This is a genomic window from Aestuariivirga sp. (assembly GCF_047602625.1).
GTDB lineage: Bacteria > Pseudomonadota > Alphaproteobacteria > Rhizobiales > Aestuariivirgaceae > Aestuariivirga.
Genome location: NZ_JASGGV010000002.1, coordinates 1,428,044 through 1,452,073, shown reverse-complemented (window position 1 = coordinate 1,452,073; position 24,030 = coordinate 1,428,044). Strand labels below are relative to the sequence as shown.

The following is a 24,030-nucleotide window of genomic DNA, read 5'->3' as shown; positions in this document are numbered from 1 at the left end:
GGACAATTCCCCATGAACATTCACGAATATCAGGCCAAGGAAGTCCTCCGCGGCTTTGGCGTCGTCACCGGCAAGGGCATTCCCGCTTTTTCGGTGGATGAGGCGACGAAGGCGGCGGAGCAGCTTCCCGGCCCCGTGTGGGTGGTGAAGGCGCAGATCCATGCCGGGGGCCGCGGCAAGGGCGGCGGCGTCAAGGTGGTGAAATCCATCGCCGACGTCACGGCGGAAGCCAAGCGCATGCTGGGCATGACGCTGGTGACCCACCAGACAGGTCCCGAAGGCAAGACCGTGCAGCGCCTCTATATCGAGGACGGCACGGCGATCGCCCGCGAACTCTATCTCTCGATCCTCGTCGACCGGGCCACCTCGAAGGTGGCCTTTATCGCCTCGACCGAAGGCGGCATGGACATTGAGGAGGTGGCGCACAAGACACCGGAGAAGATCATCACCGTGCAGGTTGATCCGGCCGCAGGTTACCAGCCCTATGTGGGCCGCCGCATCGCCTCCGCCCTCAAGCTCGAGGGCGATCAGGTGAAGCAGTGCGTGAAGATGATTGGCCAGCTTTACAGCGCGTTCACGAGCAAGGACATGAGCCTGCTCGAGATCAATCCGCTCGTCGTCACCAAGGACGGCAACCTCGTATGCCTCGACGCCAAGATCAATTTCGATTCGAACGCGCTGGAGCGCCATCCCGACATCAAGGCGCTGCGCGATCTCTCGGAAGAAGATCCGAAGGAAATCGAGGCGTCGAAGTTCGATCTCTCCTATGTGGCGCTCGATGGCTCGATCGGCTGCATGGTGAATGGCGCCGGGCTGGCGATGGCCACCATGGACATCATCAAGCTCTATGGCGCGGAACCGGCCAACTTTCTCGATGTGGGCGGCGGTGCTTCCAAGGAAAAGGTGGCGGCGGCGTTCAAGATCATCACCGCCGACCCGCGCGTCAAAGGCATTCTCGTCAACATTTTCGGCGGCATCATGAAATGCGATGTGATCGCCGAGGGGGTGATCGCGGCGGTGAAAGAGGTGGGCCTCAAGGTGCCGCTGGTGGTGCGGCTTGAGGGCACCAATGTGGAGCTTGGCAAGAAGATCATCAAGGACTCCGGCCTCAACGTGATCCCCGCCGATGATTTGAACGATGCGGCGGAGAAGATCGTGAAAGCGGTGAAGGCGGCGTGATGGAGCGAAATCACGCTTCATTCCGTCACCCCGGCGAAAGCCCGGGTTCCGCTGCGGCTGCCGTGAAGCGGGATGCCAGCTTTCGCTGGCATGACGGCAGAGGGAGGGCATGGTCATGAACGAGGAGATCGCAGAGGCGATCCTCTACTACCTGCCTGCCGTCATTTTCCTTGCGGTGTTCGTCTGGATGAACATGCGCATCGGCAAGATTGCCAAAAGCACGAACGAACTTGTCATTCACAACACGGCAATGGCTGAGAGTCCCCGCGAGATTCGGGCCTTGCTTGAGAACAGGAAATCCTGATGTCCATTCTCGTCAATAAAAACACCAAGGTCATCTGCCAGGGCATCACCGGCAACAATGGCACGTTTCACACCGAGCAGGCGAAGGCCTATGGCACCAGGATGGTGGCGGGGGTGACGCCGGGAAAGGGCGGCACCACCCATGTGGGGCTGCCCGTCTATGACACGGTGATGGAAGCCAAGGAAAAGACGGGTGCCGATGCCAGCGTCATCTATGTGCCGCCGCCGTTTGCGGCCGATGCCATCCTCGAGGCGATCGACGCGGAAATTCCGCTGGTCATCGCCATCACCGAGGGCATTCCAGTGCTCGACATGGTGAAGGTGAAGCGGGCGCTTTCGGGCTCCAAGTCGCGCCTCATCGGGCCCAATTGCCCGGGCGTGCTGACGCCCAACGAATGCAAGATCGGCATCATGCCCGGCAACATCTTCAAGAAAGGTTCGGTGGGCATTGTCTCGCGTTCGGGGACGCTTACCTATGAAGCCGTGTTCCAGACGACGCAGGAAGGCCTTGGCCAGACGACCGCCGTCGGCATCGGCGGCGATCCCGTGAAGGGCACGGAGTTCATCGACATGCTGGAAATGTTCCTCGCCGATCCCGAGACCACCTCGATCATCATGATCGGCGAAATCGGCGGAGCGGCGGAGGAAGACGCCGCTGACTTCATCGCCCGCAGCAAAATCAAGAAACCGATGGCCGGATTCATCGCCGGGCGCACGGCGCCGCCGGGCCGCCGCATGGGCCATGCCGGGGCCATCATTTCGGGCGGCAAGGGTGGCGCTGAATCGAAGATCGAGGCGATGAAGCGGGCGGGCATCGCCGTCGCGGATTCGCCCGCTTTGCTCGGCAAGACACTGGTGAAGAAGCTGAAGGGGTAGCCCCCACCCGCCGCGCCTGGCGCGGCACCCTCCCCGCAGCGGGGGAGGGAAGATTTGCGGAGACGGTGAGATGAACAAGACGGACCTGACGACGGCCTTCGAGCAGACCTCCTTCCTCTATGGCGGCAATGCACAGTTCATCGAGCAGCTTTACGCGAGCTATCTCGAAGACCCGTCCAAGGTCGATCCGCAATGGCGTTCGTTCTTCGCAGGCCTTGAAGACAACCAGGCGGAAGCGAAGCAGCAGGTGGCGGGGCCTTCGTGGAAGCGCGCCGACTGGCCGCGACCGGAATCAGGCGATCTCGTTTCGGCGCTTGACGGCAATTATCCCGCACCACCGCCCAAGCCCGCTGCAAAAGGGGCTGCACCGGCGCCCGCCGCCGAAGGCAAGCCCGCGCTTTCGGTCGAGGAAGTGCGGAAAGCCACGATGGATTCCGTCCGTGCGCTGATGATGATCCGCGCCTATCGCATCCGCGGGCATCTGGCGGCGGACCTCGACCCCCTGAAGATCAAGGGTGCGCAAAGCAATCCCGAGCTTGACCCCGCCACTTACGGCTTCACCGAAGCCGACATGGACCGGCCGGTGTTCCTCGACAAGGTGCTGGGCCTCGACAAGGCCACGGTGCGCGAGATCGTCGACATCCTGAAGCGCACCTATTGCGGTACGCTGGGCGTCGAGTTCATGCACATTTCCGATCCCGACCAGAAGTCATGGATCCAGGAGCGCATCGAGGGGCCGGACAAATCCATCAGCTTCACGGCGCAGGGCAAAAAGGCGATCTTCACCAAGCTCGTGGAGGCGGAAGGCTTCGAGCAGTTCCTCAATGTGAAATATACCGGCACCAAGCGCTTCGGCCTCGACGGCGGTGAATCGATGATCCCCGCCATGGAGCAGATCATCAAGCGCGGCGGGCAACTCGGCCTCAAGGAAATCGTGCTGGGCATGGCGCATCGCGGGCGGCTGAACATGCTGGCGAACGTCATGTCAAAGCCGTTCTCGGCGATCTTCCACGAGTTCAAGGGCGGCTCCTCGACGCCGGGCGAAGTGGAAGGCTCGGGCGACGTGAAGTATCACCTTGGCACGTCGTCAGACCGCGCCTTCGACGGCAATACGGTGCATCTCTCACTGACCGCCAACCCCTCGCATCTGGAAATCGTCGATCCCGTGGTGCTCGGCAAGGCGCGCGCCAAGCAGGACCAGCGGCAGGACAAGGAGCGCACCTCGGTACTGCCGCTGCTGATCCATGGCGATGCGGCCTTCGCGGGGCAGGGCGTGGTGGCGGAATGTTTCGGGCTTTCGGGCCTGCGCGGCCACCGCTCCGGCGGCTCCATCCATTTCATCGTCAACAACCAGATCGGCTTCACCACCTCGCCGCATTTCTCGCGCTCCTCGCCCTATCCCTCTGATGTGGCGAAGATGATCGAGGCGCCGATCTTCCACTGCAACGGCGATGATCCGGAAGCGGTCGTCTATGCCGCCAAGGTGGCGATCGAGTTCCGGCAGAAGTTCAGGAAGCCGGTGGTCATCGACATGTTCTGCTACCGGCGCTTCGGCCACAATGAAACCGACGAGCCCTCCTTCACGCAGCCGCTCATGTACAAGCGCATCGCCCAGCATGAAACGGCGGTGACGCTTTATGGCCGCAGGCTCGTTGCCGAAGGCGTGATGACCGAGGCCGAGCTTGATGCGGTGAAGGCCGAATACAGGAAGACGCTCGACACCGACTTCACGGTTGCCGAGGCCTACAAGGCCAACAAGGCGGACTGGCTGGATGGCCGATGGGCCGGCATGAAGGCGGCGCGCGACCATGAGGATGCGCGCAAGGGAATCACCGGCGTTCCGGTGGAAAAGCTGCGCGAACTCGGCCTCAAACTCACCAAGGTGCCCAAGACCTTCAAGGTTCACCGCACCATGCAGCGCGTGCTGGATGCCAGGCGCAAGATGATCGAGGACGGTCAGGGCATCGACTGGGCGATGGCCGAGCATCTGGCCTTTGCCACGCTGGTAACCGAAGGCTTCCCGGTGCGGCTTTCGGGGCAGGACGTGCAGCGCGGCACCTTCTCGCAGCGCCATGCCGTTCTGATCGACCAGGACACGGAGAAACTCTATACGCCCGTCAACCATCTGGTGAAGGACCAGAAGGCCAAGCTCGAGGCCATCAACTCCATGCTCTCGGAAGAGGCGGTGCTGGGCTTCGAATATGGCTACTCGCTGGCCGAGCCCAACAAGCTCGTCATCTGGGAGGCGCAGTTCGGCGATTTCGCCAATGGCGCGCAGGTGGTGTTCGACCAGTTCATCTCGAGCGGCGAACGCAAGTGGCTGCGCATGTCGGGCCTCGTCTGCCTTTTGCCGCATGGCTATGAGGGGCAGGGGCCGGAACATTCTTCCGCCAGGCTCGAGCGCTATCTGCAGCTCTGCGCGGAAGACAACATGCAGGTGGCGAACTGCACGACGCCCGCCAATTACTATCACATTCTCCGGCGGCAATTGAAACGCGACATCCGCAAGCCGCTGATCGTGATGACGCCCAAATCGCTGCTGCGCCACAAGCGCGCCACCTCGCGGCTGGACGAGATGGGGGAGGGCACGAGCTTCCACCGCATTCTCTATGACGATGCGCAGACGGGCCCCAACGAGGCGATCAAGCTTGTCCCCGACGACCAGATCCGGCGCGTCGTGATGTGCACGGGCAAGGTCTATTACGATCTCTACGATGAGCGCGAGAAGCGCGGCCTCACCGACATCTACCTGATGCGCATAGAGCAGCTTTATCCCTGGCCGCACAAGGCGCTGATCCAGGAGCTGTCACGCTTCAAGAACGCCACCGATTTCGTGTGGTGCCAGGAAGAGCCCTACAATATGGGCGCATGGAGCTTCGTGCAGCCCAATATCGAGCGGGCGCTGGAGTTCGCGGGCGCTACCGTGACGAGGCCGCGCTATGCCGGCCGCGCCGCATCGGCCTCCACCGCGACGGGATTGATGAGCACGCATCTCAAGGAACTCCGGGCCTTCCTCGACGAAGCCCTGGGCGACAACAAGAAATAAGGGAAGAACCAGATGGCGAAAGAAATCCGCGTTCCGGCGCTGGGCGAGTCCGTCACCGAAGCGACCATTGCCAAATGGTTCAAGCAGCCGGGCGAGGCGATCAAGGTGGATGAGCCGCTCGTCGAGCTTGAAACCGACAAGGTGACGGTCGAGGTGCCCGCACCTGCCTCCGGCAAGCTGCTGGCCATCGACGCGCAGGCGGGATCGACGGTGAATGTCGGCGCGCTTCTTGGCTCGATCGAGGAGGGCGCGGCTGGTTCCGCATCCGCCGCCAAGCCCGCAGAGAAGAAAGCCGAGCCCGCGCCTGTTGCGGCAAAGGCCGAAGCGCCGCTGTCTCCCGCCGTGCGCAAGATGGTGGAAGAGAACAAGGTGGACACCGCCGCCGTAACGGGCACCGGCAAGGATGGCCGCATCACCAAGGGCGACGTGATGGAGCATCTGGCGAAGCCTTCATCCTCAGCACCGGCGGCGGAGGTGAAGCCGGTCATCATTCCGCCCGCACCCGTGGCGGTGCGCGCGCCTTCGGCACCCGAGGATGCGGCGCGCGAGGAACGTGTGAGGATGTCGCGCCTCCGCCTCACCATCGCCCGCCGCCTCAAGGATGCGCAGAACACGGCGGCCATGCTCACCACCTTCAACGAGGTGGACATGACGGCTGTGATGGCGCTGCGCAATTCCTTCAAGGACCTGTTCGAGAAGAAGCATGGCGTGAAGCTGGGCTTCATGAGCTTCTTCGTGAAGGCGGCGATCCAGGCGCTGAAGGAAATCCCCGCCGTCAACGCCGAGATCGACGGCGACGACATCGTCTACAAGAATTTCTACAACATCGGCGTGGCGGTGGGCACCGACAAGGGCCTCGTGGTGCCTGTGCTGCGCGATGCCGACCGCCTCTCCTTCGCGGGCGTGGAAAAGACGATCTCGGAGTTCGGCAAGAAGGCGCGTGACGGGCAGTTGCAGATCGCCGACATGCAGGGCGGCACCTTCACCATTTCCAATGGCGGCGTCTATGGCTCGCTGATGTCGACGCCGATCCTCAACGCGCCGCAGTCCGGCATCCTCGGCATGCACAAGATCCAGGAGCGGCCGATGGCGGTGAACGGGCAGGTTCTCATCCGCCCGATGATGTATCTGGCGCTTTCCTATGACCACCGCATCGTGGACGGCAAGGAGGCGGTGACCTTCCTCGTGCGCATCAAGGAAAATCTCGAAGATCCGCAGCGCGCGCTGCTGGACCTTTAGGATATGAGCAAGAATGTCGCCATCGTCACCGGCGGAAGCCGCGGCATCGGGCGCGCGGCGGCGCTGAAACTGGCGAAGGCCGGTTACGCCGTGGTTGTGAATTACACCGCCAATGCCACCGCCGCCGATGAGGTTGTGTCCGCCATCAAGGGCGCGGGCGGCGAAGCCGTGGCTGTCAAAGGCGATGTGGCACAGGAAGCGGATGTGCTGGCGATCTTCGCCGCCGCGGAAAGGCTGGGCCCGCTCAAGGTGCTGGTCAACAATGCTGGGGTGATGGACTCACAGGCGCGGCTGGACGAGATGAGCATTGCGCGCCTCACGCGCATTTTCGATGTGAACCTGACGGGTGCGTTTCTCTGCGCGCGCGAGGCGGTGAAACGCATGTCCATGAAGCATGGTGGCAGCGGCGGGGCGATCGTCAACCTCTCCTCCGCCGCTGCCGTTCATGGCGCGCCGGGCTTTGGCGTTGAATATGCGGCGAGCAAGGGCGCCATCGATCTGCTCACCATCGGACTTGGCCGCGAAGTGGCGGCGGAGGGCATCCGCGTGAACGCCGTGCGGCCCGGCATCATCGATACCGACATTCATGATTCATCCGGCATTCCCGGCCGCGTGAAGATGATGCGCGATGCGATCCCCATGAAGCGTGAGGGATCGGCGGATGAGGTAGCCGATGCCATTTTGTGGCTGGTGTCGGACCAGTCCTCCTATGTCACCGGAACCATTGTCGCGGTGGCCGGCGGCCGCTGCTGAGACGAGACAGGAACGAGAGCATGGCAGAGCATTTTGACGTGACGATCATCGGCACCGGTCCCGGCGGCTATGTGTGCGCCATCCGCGCCGCGCAGCTTGGCCTCAAGGTGGCGGTGGTGGAGAAGCGGGCGACGCATGGCGGAACCTGCCTCAATGTCGGCTGCATTCCCTCCAAGGCGCTGCTGCATGCCAGCGAGCTTTACAATGAGGCGGGCCATTCCTTCGCGAAAATGGGCATCACCGTGCAGCCGAGCTTCGATCTCGGCAAGATGATGGGCTTCAAGCAGGAGGCCATCGACGGCAACACCAAGGGCATCGATTTCCTGTTCAAGAAAAACAAGATCACCGTGTTCCGGGGTGCAGGCGTGATTGAAGCGCCGGGCAAGGTGAAGGTCGGCGACCAGGTTGTGGAGTCGAAATCCGTTATCATCGCCACCGGGTCCGATGTCGCGAAGCTGAAGGGCATCGAGATCGACGAGAAGACCATCGTTTCGTCCACCGGTGCGCTGGCGCTGGAGAAGGTTCCGGCCCGGCTGGCGGTGATCGGCGCAGGGGTGATCGGGCTTGAACTGGGCTCCGTCTATGCGCGGCTCGGATCGCAGGTGACGGTGATAGAATATCTCGACCGCATCCTGCCCGGCATGGATGGCGAAACCGCCAAGGCTTTCCAGCGCCTTTTGCAGAAGCAGGGCTTCACCTTCAAGCTGTCGTCAAAGGTGATGGGCGCAACGGCGGGCAAGGGCGGCGTGTCGCTGTCGGTGGAACCCGCGGCGGGCGGCGCCGCTGAAACCATCGAAGCCGATGTGGTGCTGGTCGCCGTGGGGCGTGTTCCGTATACGGAGGGTCTTGGGCTCGATGCGGCGGGCGTCAAGCGTGATGCGAAGGGCCGGGTGGAGGTGGACGATCATTTCGCCACCAGCGTGCCCGGCATCTATGCGATCGGCGACGTGATCCGCGGCCCCATGCTGGCGCACAAGGCGGAAGATGAAGGCATCGCAGTGGCGGAATTGCTGGCGGGGCAGGCGGGCCATGTGAATTATGATGTGATCCCCGCCGTCGTCTACACGACGCCGGAAGTGGCTTCGGTGGGCAAGACGGAAGAAGAGCTGAAGGCGGCGGGCATCGACTACAAGGTGGGGAAATTCCTGTTCCTCGCCAATGGCCGCGCCAAGGCGAACCAGACGACCGACGGCTTCGTTAAAATCCTCGCCGACGCCAAAACCGACCGCGTGCTGGGCTGCCATATCCTCGGCCCCCAGGCGGGCGAGTTGATCCATGAGGTGGTTGTCCTGATGGAATTCGGCGGCTCGGCGGAAGATCTGGCGCGCACCTGCCATGCCCATCCAACACTCGCCGAAGCCGTCAAGGAAGCGGCGATGGCGGTGGCGGGCCGGGCCATTCACGCATAGCGCGTGACGTCATCCTCGCCCAGATAATCGCCGGTCCGCACCTCGATCAGGACGAGCGGTTCGGACTTCCGGTTCGCCAGCCGGTGGCGCGCGCCAGGCGGAATGAAGAGCGACTGATTGGCTGATACAGTGCGGGTGATGTCATCCGCCGTCACCTCCGCCTCGCCCGAAATGATGATCCAGTGTTCGGCGCGGTGCTGGTGGCTTTGCAGCGACAGCGCCGCATGCGGATTGACGGTGATGCGGCGCACCGCGAAGCCTTCGCCGGACGCCAGCCTGTCGATGGTGCCCCAGGGCCGGTGGTCGCGAGTTGAGGTTTCGGCCTGCGGAACGGATTTTTCCCTGAGCGCCGCCACGGCCAGTTTCACATCCTGGGCGCGCGAGAGAGGGGCGACCAGAACGGCATCGCGCATCGCCACGGCGATCATGTCTTCAAGGCCGATGCCGACCAGCGCGATGTTTTCGGATTCGGAGCGCAGAAGCGTATCGCGGCAGGCGATGGCGGTGGCATTGCCTGAGGTGGCGGTGCCGGTTTCATCAGGCTTCGCCGCCGTCCACACGGCATCCCAGCCGCCGAGATCGGACCATGCGCCGTCGAAATCAACCACGGAGAGATTTTGCGCTTTCTCCATGATCGCGTGGTCGATGGAGATGGCGGTGGCGCTGCTCCAGGCTTGAGGGTCAAGGCGCGTGAAGGCGAGATCGGATGTTGCCCTGGAAACCGCTGCCTTGACGGCTGCAAGGATCGCTGGAGCCTCACGCGCGAAGGCGTTCACAATTATGCTGACGGAGAACAGGAAGATGCCTGCGTTCCAGAGATAACGCCCGGAGGCCAGCATCGCTTCGGCTTGGGGTTTTTCCGGCTTTTCCACGAAGCGGCGCAGCGGGCGCACGCCGCCTTTCGCACCTTCTGCGGGCTCGAGATAGCCATAGCCCGTTTCGGCGCGGGTGGGCGTGATGCCGAAGGTGACGATCTGGTTAGATGCTGCGGCCCCCGTGCCCAGCGTCACGGCGGCGCGGAATTTTGCGTCATCGCCGATTGCGTGATCGGACGGGGCCACCAGCATCAGCGCTTGCGGATCGCGCGCTTCAAGCCAGAGCGCTGCGGCCAGAACGGCGGGGGCGGTGTTGCGCGGTTCGGGCTCGATCAAAATGGCCTCAGGCGTGACGCCGATGGCGGCGAGCTGCTCGGTGACGATGAAGCGGAAATCCGCCGCCGTGATGATGACGGGGCGTGCAAAGTTTTCGCCGGAGAGACGCCGCACCGTTTGCTGGAACAGGCTTCCCTCGCCCACCAGATTTGCAAACTGCTTGGGATAGCTCTTGCGCGACAGGGGCCAGAGCCTGGTGCCGGAGCCGCCGCAGAGAATGACAGGATGAATCGCCATGCCGCCTAATAGCTTTTGAGAAGGCTCACATAGCAGCCTTCGACATCATCCGGAATGGCCAGGCCTTCGAGGAAGGCGCGCTGCCCGGCCAGAAGTTCATCGCGCTTCGTTTCCGCAGTTTCGGCGAAGGCCCGCCAGTCCTCTCCTTTGTGAATGACGGGAAGGCCGGGATAGTTGCGAATGTCGATCCCGCCATCCTCATCCTGCCAGACGGCGGCGGGAATCCCCGCCACAATGAAATCAAACAGGATCGAGGAGGGGGCCGACACCGCAAAGCGGAAGCGGCCAAGATTTTCGCGGTAGATCGGTTTTGAACTTTTCTTCACGCCCTCCGGCAGGGCCACACCCTTGATGTCGGTGTAGCGGCCGGCGGGGTGCGGGCGAAGCCACACCTCAAGCCCCAGCCCCCGCGCCTCTTCGGCGAAATCGGTGAACTGGGCGAGAAAGCCGGATTTGAGAATGGCGCTGCCGAGCCGCACGGAATGAAGGTTCTCGCAGATTAGGCAGGGCCGCATGTGCTTGCTTGGGGCGGTCCGGCGATGCGGCTGTTCGCCGGTCACCCGGGTTTCGCCCGTCAGGCCCTCGATCACGCGCGGCAGGGAAAACGTGTCATCGACTTCGCCGGAGTCAGGCTGCGGCAGCAACAAGGGCGGGCCGGTGATGATGAGCTTGGAGGATTCCCACGGGCCGACGGAGCGCAGGATGTCATTTCCGAACCAGCCGCAAATCACGTCGGCATTGAAGACGGCGTGGCGGCCGTGGGCGCGGTCATGCGCGGCATTGTGCAGGAAGCCCACGCATTCAAAACCGTGCTGCAGCGTCACGCACAGGAAACCCGATGGCGCGGCAGCAAAGATGTCATGCGCCGCCGCATGGGCATCGGCATTCGATTTCGGCGGCGGCAATCAGCAATCCATGATTGCCCTGCAGAAGCCGCACGGCCTCGAACGGGCTGGCACACTCATAAACGGGAATGCCCAGCCGCCCGCAGATGGCGCGCAATTCCATTTGCCAGACGCCTGTGCCATCGCGGCTAAAGAACTGGGAGGTGGCCATCACCATCACATCCGCCTGCGTGTGGCGGCGCGCCAGGGCGAGCAGCGGGCGGATGATGTTCACATCCTGCACCTGGTCGGCGAGGAATATGATGGAACGGCTCATGCGCTGCTCCATGAGGAGGGTTCCCCCAGCGCCAGCCTGTCGTTGACCACCAGATGGGCGCCGGGAAACAGCGCTTTGAGAATCGCTGCGGTCTGCTGCCTGATGGCGGGTGCGGCGGCGGCGAGCCTCGCAATGCCGGGCATTGCGAGAAGACGGGAGACAGCCTGATCCATCACCGGCACGCCTTGCCCCGGCATCAGTTCGCGGAAATTTGCGCCGCCGATCATGCCGTGCGGCTTGAGATGCTGATGCCATCGCGCTGCCAGCAGCCCGGCGGTGTTCTCCTCCACGAAGACCCGAACGCCAGCGTCCGTGGCCGTGAAGCGGATATTGCAATTCAGGTTTTCACGGCAGTCGGGGCCCAGCACCGTCAGGCAATTGAAGCGGGCGGCCAGCTTGTGGGCGCGGCCATCCGGCTGGGCGCCGTGGACGACCAGCAGGTGAGATGAAAACGCCTTGCCGTGTGCCGGTGCGTGCTCTGCAGGAGACTTGCAGGCGGACAGGGCGGCGAACATCGTTTCAACGCCGCTCACCGGATTGGCGAGCCTTTGCAGCGCGGCTGAAAAGGCTGGAAGGGTTTCGGGGCGGAGGCGGGAAAGCCCTCCGGCGTAATCCTTCATGAGCAGGCCTGCGTCTTCATAGATGAACTCCGCCAGCGGATCATACAGCGGAAAGCCCGCCGCCAGAACCTGCGTGCCCGACGCCAATGCGGTGATGGCGCGGTTGAGCGACTTCACGCGGCTGAAGGGCTGCGCGCTGACGGGAAGAAAGGCGGCATGGGCCTGCGCCAGCTCTTCCGCTTCGCGCTGCTCCGTCCATTCTTCGATTGTATAGGGGATGGGCAGGTGGCGGAGCCGGGCAAGCCCTTGGGCATTCAGGGCGCGGAGATTCGTCAGTATGCGGAGGGTCACCTCCACGCCCGGCGCCGCAAGGCCCGCCAAAAGCGCGCCATGGGCCGCAAGGTCATGGATGCCGACCGGAAAATAGGGATTGTCGCCGATGCCGAACCACAAGATCCGCAATTGGCGGCTGGCCGCGAATGATTCCTGCTTGCGCCTCAAGGCAAGGGCCATGTCTTCAATGCCCACGGCGGGCGCCGGATCGGCGATGATATGGACCGGCTTGCCGCCTGTCAGCGGCGCCATCGCTTCCGCGAGCCGCGGCGTCGAGCACAGATAGAAATCAACCGGCGCCTGCATGGCGGAAAACCATTGCCGGTAGCGCAGCAGGCGGGCGTCCTCATGCTGGGTGAAATAGTCGTCGAACACATCGATCCCAACCGGCTTTCCCGCCTGCCGCATGCGCCAGGCGAGGAGAACCGCAACCGGGGAATAGGTCTTGGCAAACACATAGGCATCGTGGCGGAAATCGCCGGGCGACAGAAATTCCGTGATGGGGATAATGTCGATGGCGTGCCCCATGCCGGGTGCTGCCGCCTGAAGCCGGTCATAGCGGATGCGGACGCCGGCGGAGGCCGCGAACTCTTCGGATGGTGTGACGACGCAAAGACGCATCAGCCGAGCCGCCGCAGGAGCGTGGTGGCGGACAGCAGCCGGTCGAGATCAACGGGGTGGATGTGCGCTGGTGCGAAGCCGTCGAAATCCGGCCCCCGCGTGGCGCGCCCCACATGGAAGGCGGAAACGGCGGTGGTGCACAGATTGGTCAGCCCGGCGGCAAGGGCGCGGACGCCGAAATCCGTGTCATTATGGTCTGCCGCCAGCCGGTCGTCCGCCACGCCGCCGAGCTTGATCCAGACATCGCGGCGAAAGGCCGAGAGCGTGAAGCTGTTCGCGGCGACGGGATATGTGGCCGTCCCAATCGCCGAGGCGCAGTCAGGCTCGCTCCAGGTGATGCGGGGCTTGCCGCCGAACGCTATTCCCATGGGGAACAGGCCGGCGGACTGATACCGTAGGCTGTCGGGCTTGCCGGGCGTTCCCTGCAGCAGCATGCAGGCGGCGGTTCCCACGCGCTGATGGGCAGCCAGGGTTGCCAGCACGGCCAGGGTGCGCGGATCGTGCAGGATCAAATCGCTGTCGATCACGCAGAGGGTGTCGCTTGTGGCGGCGGCGGCAGCGAGGTTGATGGCGGCGCTGTGGTTGAACGGTGCGTCAAGGTCCAGAATGCGCGTCGCGCCGGGGAATATCGCGTCAGCCGCCTGTTTGATGGCGCGGCGCTCTGCCGGGCCGGAGCGGTTGTCGACGATCAGGATTTCAAGCCATTTGGCGATCGTCTGGCTGGCAAGAGAGGCAAGCAGCGCCGTGGCATGAACAGCGCCGTTCCGCACCGGAATGATGACCGAGACTGCCGTGCCCCCGCGTTCAATCCCAAGCCTTTCCGGCGCAGGAAAAAGAGAGGCGCTATCCACCAGAGAAACGGGAGCGGTAAAGCGGATGGCCATCGGCGCCTCCGGAAGCGCGCCGTCAAGCCCGGCGTTCCCGGTATCCGAGAGTTGGGGATACACGAGCGGTCTTCCCTGCGGCTGAAAGGGCGCAAGCCAGCCGATGCCGGTCGGCAGTGAGACATACCAGCGTGGCCTGCCGTCACCCGCATCTGCGGTGACGAAGGGAACGGCGGTCCTGCCTCCGGCATCCGCCGGGGCTTGAAAAGCGAGGGCCGCAAGGGTGGGGAGAGCAGCGGCAGGCAGCGCAAGCGTCAGGGTTCCGCTGCGTTTGGCCGCCCCGTCCTGAGATCCGAGGCTCTCCGGCAAATGCACGCGCTCCGGTGCATCGCCGGGGATGGCGATGGTCAGCCCATGCGTCTCCGTTAGCCAGCGTAACATCGGTGCCTGCAGCAGCGGCTCGCCACCGTTGCAGGAGCGCGTATCGATATCGAGCGTGGAAATCCGCTTTGCGGTATTGTCCTGCGAACCGGAGGTGAAGGCGCGGAACAGCGTCATGGAATAGGCGCGGAGATCGGCGATGTAACCGGCCTCGCCGCCCATGGCGCGCAATTCGTCATGATGGAGGCCGCCCCGGCACAACGAGGGAAAGAGAACGGCATCCATCGCGACGATCTGGCCGTTGGCCGATGAAACCGTGAGCAGCATGGGGAGGCAGGGATTGGGCAGCGACGCGGAGAGAAATGCGATGCCATCCTCTTGAATCTGGGTGCTGCTCAACAGGTTCAGTTGAACTTCGGGGCCGCTTCCGGGCTGATAGATATTCACGCGATAGGGCGGGCGCTCGCCAAAGGCGGGTTTGACCGCCTCGATCCGCATCCTGAGTTCGTTGCTGGTGGCAAACCAGAGATCGGCGATGGTGAAGGCGCCACCGGGGGCGGCCAGATGAAGCATGCGAAACAGGCTGAGGTCTCGCAGTTTTGCCGCCTGTTCCGCCAGTTTCAGGCGCACGCTGCCGAATTCCAGGACGAGGGATTCGCAAGCCCCCCGTCCAGAAAGTTGCGCCATGGCCAGCAGCGGCGCGGCGGGAATGCGGAACCCCTTGGCTATTCCGGGCTGGCCCTTGATGCGGTCAACATCCGGCCGGGCGATCATCCGGCGGGCGGTGGCAACGGGGGTTCCGGCCATGCTGAGCACAAGGCCAGCGTTTTGCAGCGAGGCATCACGCGCCACATCGGCGTCGGCGATCGAGGCCCAGCCGTGAAAATCCCCGCCCGCCAACTGGTCAATGACGGCGGTTCCGGAAAAATTAAGATTTTTCATTCTGTTAACAATCCCGCCGAAAGCCCGGTTCTATCATGTTTCGGTCCGCTGCAACCAATTTTCAGCAGCGGTGATTGGCGGTTGACCGCGCCCGGAATAGTTTTCTAATGCGTAATATTGCGGTGCAACGGCATGATGGAGCGGGCCATGAAAATCTATGTCGGGTATGACAGCCGGGAAGACATTGCATGGCAGGTCTGCCGCCATTCCCTGCTGCGCCACAGCACGGCAGATTTGCCGGTGTTTCCGCTGAAGCTCCAGGCGCTGCGCGAGTTGGGGCTCTACACGCGGCCCGTGGATGCCAAGGCGTCCACCGAATTTTCGATCTCGCGCTTCCTGACGCCCTATCTGGCGGCTTATGACGGCTGGAGCATCTTTGTCGATTGTGACTTTGTGTTTACAACCGATGTGCGCAAGGTACTTGACACGCTCGACCCGGCCAAGGCCGTTTATGTGGTTCAGCATGATTACACCCCGGCGCTGGCTGTCAAAATGGACGGCAAGGCGCAGCATGTCTATCCGCGCAAGAACTGGTCTTCCTTCATGGTCTTCAATGGCGGGCATGAGGCAGTGAAGGCTTTGACGCCCGAGGTTGTGAACAGCCAGACGCCGCAATATCTCCACCGGTTCAGCTGGCTCGAGGACAAGGATATCGGCTCGCTGCCGCTGAGCTGGAATTTTCTCTCCGGGGAATATCCAAAACCAGCGGAGATTCCCAACGCTATTCACTACACCAATGGCGGGCCATGGTTTGAAGGGCATCAGAACACCGACTTCGGCGAATTCTGGCTTGAGGAACGCGCGCTTTACGAGAAAAGCCCGATCGCTACAGCTTAGGGCAGGCCTCAGCGCGGGCGATGGCGGAGAGCACGCGCGCCACATCGCCTGCCGTTATGTCCACGGCAACCGGCAGTCCGATCACCCGGGGGGCCAGATCATCGGTCACCGCCATGGCGGTGCGGGGGCAGGTGGAAAACTCCGTTTGCCTGTGCAAACCGCCGCCATACCATAGGCGCGTGTCGATACCATCTTCCCTCAACTCCCTCAAGACAACGCCAGCCGTGCCGGGCAGAGTTTCATAGAGCACATAGGGGTTGGCGTGGCTCTCCGTTGCGTGAAGCAGGCCAGAGACACCCAAGTGCGATGCTTCCTGTCTATACAGGTTTGCCAAGCCTATGAATGAAGAGCGCTTTTGTGCCCAGCCATCAAGATCGGCGAGGCCTACGGCAGCGTGATATTCGCTGAGTTTTCCGTTGATGCTCGGCCCGACGCTGTTGCGGCCGTCGAAGAAACCGAAATTCAGGGCGCGCAGGCACCTGTCGATCAGCGGCGGATTTTCGGCCATGATGAAGCCGCCCTCGCCAGAACTCAGCGTTTTGGTGGCGTGGAGACTTACAACAATGGGAACTTCCGCCGAAATTTCTGGAAGCGCATCAAAGGATGCAGCGGCATCGATGACTGCAGGAATATTAGTTTCGATCCGAAACTGTTCCCATGACCTCACACTGCACAGTTTCCCATAAGGTGCTACGGGTATGACAGCGCCGATCTTGTCGCGTTCGGGCAAAGCGGCAATCACGCGAGGATCAAGCGCCCAGCTTTCCCTGTCCACATCGACGAGGAACGGCGTGTAGCCGCAGGCGGCGGCGGCAACTGCCGTGGCCACGAATGTGTAGGAGGGGATGGCGCAGAGAGGTTTTTGCGGCGTGGCCCGCCCGGCCACCGCGAGCAGGGTGGCGGTGAGCCCTGCCGTTCCCGATGCGGCCAGGGTGAGGCATTCGGGCCCCATGCCCAGATGCCCGGCCAGCCTCAGCCGGAACTCGCTCTCGAGCGGCCCGAAATTGGTGTAATGGCGGCTTTCGTCGATGCGGCGGAGGTATGGAAGCAGCGCCGCGGCATCCGGCAGGCGCGGACGGTTGACGGGCAGCAGCGGGCGCGCGTCCCGCCGCTGTCTATCGCGTTCCGCCGTTTTTCCGGACAATTTCACGCCATTCGGCAATGTCGCCCGCATAGATCTCGGCGGGAACGCGTCCCTCCTGAAAGCCGGACCGTGTGAAATGGTCGGCGCTGTCCTTGAACTGCCCGGCGGTGATCTGCTCGGCCACATCGGGATAAATCTTGCGATACCACGGATCATCCACCGGAATTTTCAGGGAGGCGCGCCTCTCGGTATAGCCGTCAGAGACATAATGCTGGAGGCCGGAGAGCAGCGTTCCCTTCTCGACCAGCGCGCGCACATCGTCATTGCGGCTCAAATAGTCAGCTTCGTCGAACACCGCGGCGGCGGCGGCGGCGAGAAGCTTGCGATAGGCTTCGACCGGCATCGTTACGCTCTCGCGGCCATTCGGCCCGCGCTCACGCCGCACCAGCGCGTTGAGAAACATGGGCGGCGGAACATAGGATGGCAGCCGTGCCGTGGCCGGAGCCCCGGCCTTCGCCACAACCGGCGCATCCTGTGCCGCCGGCTTCTGTTTTTTGACATCCGCTTTGGCAGCCGATGCTGCCGCCTTGCTGGGCCGTTCTGCCATGTTTCACTCCCGTCCCGGGTTTTGTAAGTTTGTCAGGCGGTTTTTTCAAGCGCGCCGGAGGCCGTGGCGCCGAACAGCGCGGCATCGCCAAGGCGCCAGCACCACATGGCGCGGCGCGGCCTGCCGTCCAGCATGCGCGACCAGAAGGCCAGCGTATAAAGCATCAGCAGGCGGAGGGAAGAAACGCGCGGCGGCAGCCGGAACATCTCCGCCATCGGCCCCAGCGCAATGCCCTCGCGCTGCAAGGCGGCGGCGATCGTCCGCCGGTCTTCAAACACCCGCGCCGAGGTCTGCCGGTAGGCCCTGACATCCTTCAGCACGAAGGACCTTTGCCACCAGTGCGGCAGCGGCGGAACGCTGGCGCCCAAGACATTTTCCCCGTGCTGCACATAATCGACAAGCGGCTGCGGAACCCGCACCACGGGCCCCATCGCCATCGCCGCCACGGCCGTCACATGATCATGGAGAACGGCGGAGGGAAGTCCGTCCATCAGTTTCACCGCAAGGCGGGCGGTGGCGGCGGTGAACACCGCCGTCATGCCGGTGACGCTGTTGAGAAGAATGGCGTCCAGAAGATCGGCCGCCTCCTCGCGGCGCTCGAAGCGGTGCAGGGACGGAGACACCACGCTACCATCGGCCCGCACCACCCGCGCATCGCAATGGGCCAGCGCGGCATTTGCCCCGCGCAACGCACTTGCGGTTTCAGCCAGCTTCCGCGGATGCCAGACATCATCCTGATCGCAATAGGCGAAGAGGCGATCCTCCGTGCCGCCGGCGGCCAGTGCCGCGGCGAGCCCCGCGGCAAAGGCCCCGCGCGCGCCCAGATGATGCGGCGGCTCGATGAGGCGCAGGGGATACCGGTGCAGCACGGGAGGCTGTGCCGCCCCTTCATCTCCCGCCCGGTCGAGCACGGCGAAGACCTCGATGGCCACGTCCTCCTGCGCGAACAGGCATTCAAGCTGCCGCTCCAGGCGCTGCGCATCGGGCTTGTAAATGGCGAGGATCACGGCAACGGAAAACATTGCCGGGCGGGCGGGCATCTGCCTGTTCGTCCGGTCTTATGCGGGGACGGCGCGGCGGGCCAGGACAGCGCCCGTTCCGGCATCCCGCACCTCGACCGACAGGGGCTTTCCGGCATAGAGGCCAGCCTCCAGCGGCACCTCGAAGGCATAGTCGCCGGCATCGCCGAAATGGCGCGAAAGATCATCGCGGGGGCGGTCGGCCACCACCTCGGCCACGGCTTCGCCGTTCACGGTGATCCTGATGTTCAGATGCTTGCCCGAAGCGGCGCGCGCCCACCCGGCGATCCGGTGCGGATTCACGATGTCGAGATTGCAGGAGACATTGCTGGCCAGCCTGTCCATCACCTCGGCATATTCGGAATCATTGGGGCGGATGACCGCCATCATGGCGGCCCGGGTGGCGGCATTGCTGCCCGCACCGCAGAAATCCTGAAGCGCTGTGATGATGGGCTGCGGCTCCAGCACGGCCTTTTCATAGGAAAACATGAAGACCGGGCGGCCGCTCTTGGCGATGAACCGCGCAAGCTGCGTTTGCAGTGCCAGGTTGGCGGCCATGTTGGACAGGAGATCGGCGCTGGTGGAAATGCGGTTGCGGTTGGCCACCGCCAGCACATCGCGGAAGACCACGACGAAGCGGGAATCGGGGATAGCGTCCAGCAAGTCCCAGTGGTTCTTGTAAGGCGCCTTGAAACCCCAGCGCCGGTGCGCCCCGAAGCGGGTGGCCAGCAGCGCGTCGAATTCGCCGCGATCCGGAGCCTTGTCTTTCAGGAGCTTTGCAAAATCCGGGTCTTCTGCCGTCACCGGAAGGGACTGGCCCATGAAAATGCCCGCCGCCTGCAGCAGCTTGGCCGTCATGGTGGTGCCGCCGCGCGGCATGCCAAGCACGCAAAACGCCGCCCGCGCGCCATCCGTCAGGGGTGCAGCATTCTCGACGAAAAAACCTTCATTGGCAGCCAAGGCAGCACCCTCTCATTGAACGGCGCATTGTGGCGTGCCGGACATTGAAATCACAGATTGTCCCGATAGGAAACAAAGTCAATTGCATAGATTTGTTCGATTTTCCGGCGGGTCCGGGGCGAGAGAAGCTGGGAATAGCTGGGGAATTTCTTGGCCGCAACATCATGCTTGGTGATTGGCGTGTCCTCGAAATTGCCGCCTGCCTGATCTTCCTGCGCCGCCTTCCGCTTTCCTTCCATCACGTGGAGCCACTCCATTGCGGTGAAATCCGTTTTCCGCAAGCCGAACCTATCTTCAAACACATTCAATTCCGCGAAGAGATCCTGTTTGCTCAGATTAATAACAAACTTGGGAACAGACCTGCGTTCAACAGGGTGAAACTGCGGTCTTAGGTGAACATCGACGTTCCAGAGATCAATCGATTCAAGCAATTCCAAATATTGCAAAAAAGAATATCCTGTCAACGAATTTACTGCCGGTCGCCGTTGATGCCTGTCAAAGAGCGGATCACAAATGCCGCACGCCAGTGCGTGCCGATACATGCTCACCGCACGGTCAAAAGGATCGCGGATCACTTTAAGGAACACATATTCGCTAAAGTCTTGCATCAGCGCGCTATGCCGCAATTCCGATTTTTCGTATATCATTTTGCGATGATCATGCGGCCAATTGGATAATTCAGAAATTTCGTCTCCAAAACCTGAAGCATGCGCAAACCACACGTAGATACTGGTACAGGCAGATTTTGCAGACCAAGAAACCATGAGATTGAGATCTTTGTTCAGCAGGACCGCTGGCCGCACGTCAGCAACAGATATCTCCGCTTCGCTCAAGGCAGAGGCACTCAAGCGGCTCACAAATCCAGGCTTCAATCTTGCAGCGCGTTTTTCTTCTCGACTGCGGTCCGATTTTCTTTTCGGTTTCAACGGTCTAATCATCCTCGAATTTTCTGGCTTGCTGGACCGGCTTCGATCCGCCGCTCAAGTCTTTGAGCTTGGGAATAGTAAAAGTGCTGGTTCCACACAATTCAATCCGCAAGTCATTTTCAGAAGCTGTTTCGGGAATCGCGAATTGGAATCCGCCTACTCCGTGCTCAATAATCCCCTTTTGTTTCAGATCGGCACGGAAGATATCAGCGGGTTTCTTCTCTAGAATTTCCCCGCGGCCGTTGCAAAGCGCTACCGTCGCAATCTTCCGCCCTCCGTCTGCAATCGCCCATCCGCGGATTTCTCGTGCGCTAGACTCTCGTTGCATTCACAACACCGCCGCCTATTTTTTCCTCCGCCCTCTTTCTCTTATCTGCTACCACAGCTTTGGCATGTTCGTAGAGTTCGAAGTCCAGGGGATTAAATTTTTGAACCATCGCCTCATATTTTTCACGGACTAAATCGCTGTTAAGCGCGTAGTTACCCACATTGCGGTGTTTTAACTCGAGTGGAATTCCCAGAAACTCAACTAGTCTCGGCAAGTCATCTTCTACTTGCTCCAATAGCCCGACGAAACCAATTTCTGAAATATCCAATTTGTTGCAAAGCCGCCATTGTATATTCTGGAAAAGAGGCGTCGCAATGAATTCTTCGAATGTTTTTGTATATCCGTGATGGCTCACGTGATGATTGTAATTAGAATAAATTTGGGCAAATGGTTCTCGCAAAAATGTGAAAAAAGAAGCGGGATGAAAGCTAGAGATAAATTTACTAGCTGGAAAATGCCCTATGAGCAGCATTTCTTTTGCGTGCTCTACATTGTTTCGAACTAACGCGCCCGCGTCGCCGGAAGTTGCAGCGCTGCGCAGCCATGGCGTGGAAATTTCATGGTTCACGTAGTCATAAATAACCAAATAGCCTTTTTTCTCGAATGATTGCACGATCGCAGTGCGAAGCGAGGTGCCCCCGGTCTTGGGGATGTGGAGGAAAACATAGTTGCGCAGCATGGCGTGTTCCAATTCTGCTCACTCAGATATTATCGAAAAGTCTTCGTATTTCTTTGTTAAGTTCGGCGAATAGAATTTATCGCGCAGGAGTTCACCGCCCCATTTCGATTTCATAAACAGGATCTCGTTTTTGAACCGTTCCTGTTTTACCGGGTCGTCTTCCGCACCCCGGCTGATCGAATTCATGGTGATAGAGTTCGGCGAAAGGAGTCCACACATTGTAGTACCCCGCCCTATGGACTTTCATGCAGAAATCGACATCGTTAAAGGCGACTTTGAGGTTTTCCTCATCGAGTCCGCCAACCTCATTGAATATCTTTTTCTTCACGACAAGGCAGGCCGCCGTCACCGCCGTAACATTATGCACCATGCGCAGACGGCCGAAATAGCCCTTGGCTTTGCGGTCGAAATATTTGTGGCTGTGACCGGCAACGCCACCAAGTCCGACGATCACCCCTGCATGCTGGATCGTGTTGTTGGGATAATACAGCTTCGCGCCAACGCAGCCAGTATCGGGGCGGGCCGCGAGGGAGACCATTTCGGTGAGCCAGTCCGGTGAAATCACCGTAATGTCGTTGTTGACCAGCGCCAGATATGTTCCCTTGGCGCTTTTGACGGCAAAATTGTTGATGGCCGAATAGTTGAAGGGATGCGGATAGGGCAGCACGCGGGCTGTTCCCGATTGCTCAAGTTCGCGGAAATATGAAAGTGCCACCGGATCGTCGCTGTTGTTGTCAACGACGATGATTTCGTATTTGGGGTAGGTGGTTTTCTCACGGATCGAGTCGATGCAGGCCTTCAGAATGTCATAGCCATTCTTCGTGGGGATGATGATGGATACGAGCGGCACTCTTTTCGGAAGGCTGTATTTGAGGCGATACCAGTTGGTATCGGGAATCTGCTCGACGCTTGCCGCAATCCCGTTATCGGCGGCGAACGACGAAAGCGCCTTGATGGCATTATCGATCGCATAATTCTTTGAGGACTCGTCATTCGCCATGGATTCTGCCGCAGCGCGCCAGTGATAGAGAACCTGCGGGACATGGACGATGGTTCCCGGCTTGATCATGGAGGTGATGCGCAAATTCAGGTCGTAATCCTGGCTGCCATTATAGACCTTCCGCCAGCCGCCCGCCTTCTCGATGTTCTTCCGCCGGTGAACGGTGAGATGGTTCAAATAGTTCTGGCTTAGGAACAGGTCAGGGTTCCAGTCGGGCTTGAAATAGGGGTCATAACGTTCGCCCTTCTCATCGAGCTTGTCCTCGTCCGAATAGAGGAGCTGCGCGTCCGGGCGCTTGGCGATGGTGATGGCCATTTCGGCCAGCGCATGCGGGCGCAATTCGTCATCATGATCGAGAAGTGCGATCCACGGCGCGGTGGAGAGGGCGAAGGCGGAGTTCGTGGCTTCGGCGATGTGGCCGTTCGCCTTGCGGTGAACGACCTTGATGCGCTTGTCGCGCGCCGCCCACGCATCAAGCTGCGGCCTGATCCACGCGGCGCTTGAATTGTCATTGGCGATGCAGAATTCCCAATGGGGATAGATCTGGTCAACAACGCTCTGAATCGCCTTGTCCAGCAGATCGGCGGGCGTGTTGTAAACCGGCATGAGCACGGCGAAGCGCGGCGGATCGGCGAGCGCGGCAACCTGGCTTTCATACGTGCCGCGGTCGGCGGGCGAATAATCGAAACGCCTGATCCAGGTCTGGTATTTTCCCGCCGCGCCGCTGGTCTCCTGCACCTGTTCGGTGCGTTCGAAGGCCACGCCATGCGCCATGCCATGGCGGATGGCCTTCACCAGGCGCCGCAGCTCGGGCTTTTCATCCCCGGCATTGGCGCCGTTGCGCATGGCGCGCATGGCGAAGGTGGCGTGCGTGACTTTGGTGACGCTGAACTGGCGGATGCGAAAGGCGCATGGCGCTTCGGCGGGATCGAAGCGCAGCAGCTTGCAGGCCTTGGGCACATAGGCATAGAGCCTGTAATGCCCGGATCCCGTCTGCCGCATCAGCTGCGAGGCATCCTCGCTGAAGCCATTGCGGCGGTGAAAATAAATGCGCGGAGCAACACGGTTTTCAAGAACTTCGAGATCAAGCTCCACCAGCAGCGGGCCGGAATTGGCGCGCTTCTCGAGACTGTAGATGATATAGGGATCAGGCCCGGTCGCCCGCCAGACATTGCCGTCAAGAACGAGATCGTTGGACGCCCCGGCGCGGAATGGCGCCAGGAGATCAGTGGAATGTTTTCTCGTTCTGCGTGGCCACATTATGCCTGTGTCATTTCACTGCCGGGGAAGCTCAGGACTTGGCCGGCTTTTCCGCCGCCACGGCCTTGCGCAGGCCCTCACGCTCCTGCACCAGCTTCTGGCGCTCCGCCGCGAGTTCCGTCAGGCGGATGTTCACATATTGCAGGCGCGCCCTGGGGGTTACGGTTTTCGGGGCGCCGGTTTTTTTCGCTGCTGCGGGTCCTGCCATTTTAATTAAACTCCCGGTGTTTTCCGCCTGTCCCTTCGCCCTGTTTAAAGTGCCGCAATGGCATGTCAAGACGGCTTTGTGCAATGCGGCATTAACCTCTGGCGCCT

The 24,030-nt window shown here is 61.5% G+C and carries 22 protein-coding genes; 8 read left to right on the top strand and 14 right to left on the bottom strand.

The window, feature by feature from the left end:
* The first annotated feature begins 12 nt into the window (after window positions 1–12).
* The 7 genes from sucC to lpdA all read left to right on the top strand — a co-directional run bounded on the left by sucC (window position 13) and on the right by lpdA (window position 8,805).
* Entirely contained in the window at window positions 13–1,179 is a 1,167-nt protein-coding gene (gene sucC / locus QM694_RS12065; protein ID WP_415007176.1) for an ADP-forming succinate--CoA ligase subunit beta, read from the top strand.
* Between the two features lie 115 nt (window positions 1,180–1,294).
* Entirely contained in the window at window positions 1,295–1,483 is a 189-nt protein-coding gene (locus tag QM694_RS12060) for a hypothetical protein (RefSeq protein WP_415007175.1), read from the top strand.
* Entirely contained in the window at window positions 1,483–2,358 is an 876-nt protein-coding gene (gene sucD / locus QM694_RS12055) for a succinate--CoA ligase subunit alpha (RefSeq protein WP_415007174.1), read from the top strand. The genes QM694_RS12060 and sucD overlap by 1 nt, the downstream gene beginning before the upstream one ends.
* A gap of 70 nt (window positions 2,359–2,428) precedes the next feature.
* Window positions 2,429–5,404, top strand: coding sequence for a 2-oxoglutarate dehydrogenase E1 component (locus QM694_RS12050; protein ID WP_415007173.1), 2,976 nt, complete (start codon window positions 2,429–2,431; stop codon window positions 5,402–5,404).
* Between the two features lie 12 nt (window positions 5,405–5,416).
* The gene (gene odhB / locus QM694_RS12045; RefSeq protein WP_415007172.1) at window positions 5,417–6,643 is read left to right on the top strand and encodes a 2-oxoglutarate dehydrogenase complex dihydrolipoyllysine-residue succinyltransferase; all 1,227 of its coding nucleotides are present in this window, start codon (window positions 5,417–5,419) and stop codon (window positions 6,641–6,643) included.
* Between the two features lie 3 nt (window positions 6,644–6,646).
* Window positions 6,647–7,396, top strand: a complete 750-nt coding sequence (locus QM694_RS12040; RefSeq protein WP_415007171.1) for an SDR family oxidoreductase — start codon at window positions 6,647–6,649, stop codon at window positions 7,394–7,396.
* 20 nt (window positions 7,397–7,416) lie between these two features.
* Window positions 7,417–8,805: a dihydrolipoyl dehydrogenase gene (gene lpdA / locus QM694_RS12035; RefSeq protein WP_415007170.1), complete on the top strand. Its 1,389-nt coding sequence runs from the start codon at window positions 7,417–7,419 to the stop codon at window positions 8,803–8,805.
* On the opposite strand, the gene QM694_RS12030 is transcribed toward lpdA, so the two are convergent.
* From QM694_RS12030 to QM694_RS12010, 5 genes are read right to left on the bottom strand one after another with little or no spacing between them, the layout of a single operon-like run.
* Window positions 8,796–10,193, bottom strand: coding sequence for a mannose-1-phosphate guanylyltransferase/mannose-6-phosphate isomerase (locus QM694_RS12030; RefSeq protein WP_415007169.1), 1,398 nt, complete (start codon window positions 10,191–10,193; stop codon window positions 8,796–8,798). The genes lpdA and QM694_RS12030 overlap by 10 nt on opposite strands.
* Before the next feature lie 5 nt (window positions 10,194–10,198).
* Window positions 10,199–11,098, bottom strand: a complete 900-nt coding sequence (locus QM694_RS12025; protein ID WP_415007168.1) for a hypothetical protein — start codon at window positions 11,096–11,098, stop codon at window positions 10,199–10,201.
* Entirely contained in the window at window positions 11,052–11,354 is a 303-nt protein-coding gene (locus QM694_RS12020; RefSeq protein WP_415007167.1) for a hypothetical protein, read from the bottom strand. Before QM694_RS12020 ends, QM694_RS12025 begins: the two co-directional genes overlap by 47 nt.
* Complete coding sequence (locus QM694_RS12015; protein ID WP_415007166.1) at window positions 11,351–12,868, bottom strand: hypothetical protein; 1,518 nt, start codon at window positions 12,866–12,868, stop codon at window positions 11,351–11,353. Before QM694_RS12015 ends, QM694_RS12020 begins: the two co-directional genes overlap by 4 nt.
* A complete protein-coding gene (locus QM694_RS12010; protein WP_415007165.1) occupies window positions 12,868–15,015 on the bottom strand; it encodes a glycosyltransferase family 2 protein in 2,148 nt (715 codons plus the stop codon). The genes QM694_RS12015 and QM694_RS12010 overlap by 1 nt, the downstream gene beginning before the upstream one ends.
* Before the next feature lie 147 nt (window positions 15,016–15,162).
* Between QM694_RS12010 and QM694_RS12005 the strand changes: the two genes are divergently transcribed.
* Window positions 15,163–15,852 carry a glycosyltransferase gene (locus QM694_RS12005; RefSeq protein WP_415007164.1) on the top strand — a complete coding sequence of 230 codons (690 nt, stop codon included), beginning with the start codon at window positions 15,163–15,165 and terminating at the stop codon, window positions 15,850–15,852.
* Here QM694_RS12005 and QM694_RS12000 read toward each other — a convergent pair.
* From QM694_RS12000 to QM694_RS11960, 9 genes are all read right to left on the bottom strand, one after another.
* Window positions 15,842–17,002 carry a DegT/DnrJ/EryC1/StrS family aminotransferase gene (locus tag QM694_RS12000; protein WP_415007163.1) on the bottom strand — a complete coding sequence of 387 codons (1,161 nt, stop codon included), beginning with the start codon at window positions 17,000–17,002 and terminating at the stop codon, window positions 15,842–15,844. The genes QM694_RS12005 and QM694_RS12000 overlap by 11 nt on opposite strands.
* Window positions 16,968–17,543 carry a hypothetical protein gene (locus QM694_RS11995; protein WP_415007162.1) on the bottom strand — a complete coding sequence of 192 codons (576 nt, stop codon included), beginning with the start codon at window positions 17,541–17,543 and terminating at the stop codon, window positions 16,968–16,970. Before QM694_RS11995 ends, QM694_RS12000 begins: the two co-directional genes overlap by 35 nt.
* Window positions 17,544–17,575: 32 nt before the next feature.
* Window positions 17,576–18,583, bottom strand: coding sequence for a glycosyltransferase (locus QM694_RS11990; RefSeq protein ID WP_415007161.1), 1,008 nt, complete (start codon window positions 18,581–18,583; stop codon window positions 17,576–17,578).
* 18 nt (window positions 18,584–18,601) lie between these two features.
* Window positions 18,602–19,522, bottom strand: a complete 921-nt coding sequence (locus QM694_RS11985; protein ID WP_415007160.1) for a hypothetical protein — start codon at window positions 19,520–19,522, stop codon at window positions 18,602–18,604.
* Between the two features lie 50 nt (window positions 19,523–19,572).
* Window positions 19,573–20,448, bottom strand: a complete 876-nt coding sequence (locus tag QM694_RS11980; RefSeq protein ID WP_415007159.1) for a sulfotransferase family 2 domain-containing protein — start codon at window positions 20,446–20,448, stop codon at window positions 19,573–19,575.
* Between the two features lie 4 nt (window positions 20,449–20,452).
* Window positions 20,453–20,776, bottom strand: coding sequence for a hypothetical protein (locus tag QM694_RS11975; RefSeq protein WP_415007158.1), 324 nt, complete (start codon window positions 20,774–20,776; stop codon window positions 20,453–20,455).
* Entirely contained in the window at window positions 20,760–21,455 is a 696-nt protein-coding gene (locus QM694_RS11970) for a sulfotransferase family 2 domain-containing protein (protein ID WP_415007157.1), read from the bottom strand. The genes QM694_RS11975 and QM694_RS11970 overlap by 17 nt, the downstream gene beginning before the upstream one ends.
* A 91-nt stretch (window positions 21,456–21,546) precedes the next feature.
* The gene (locus QM694_RS11965; protein WP_415007156.1) at window positions 21,547–23,715 is read right to left on the bottom strand and encodes a glycosyltransferase family 2 protein; all 2,169 of its coding nucleotides are present in this window, start codon (window positions 23,713–23,715) and stop codon (window positions 21,547–21,549) included.
* A 31-nt stretch (window positions 23,716–23,746) separates the two neighbouring features.
* Window positions 23,747–23,923 carry a hypothetical protein gene (locus QM694_RS11960; protein WP_415007155.1) on the bottom strand — a complete coding sequence of 59 codons (177 nt, stop codon included), beginning with the start codon at window positions 23,921–23,923 and terminating at the stop codon, window positions 23,747–23,749.
* Window positions 23,924–24,030 lie beyond the last annotated feature (107 nt).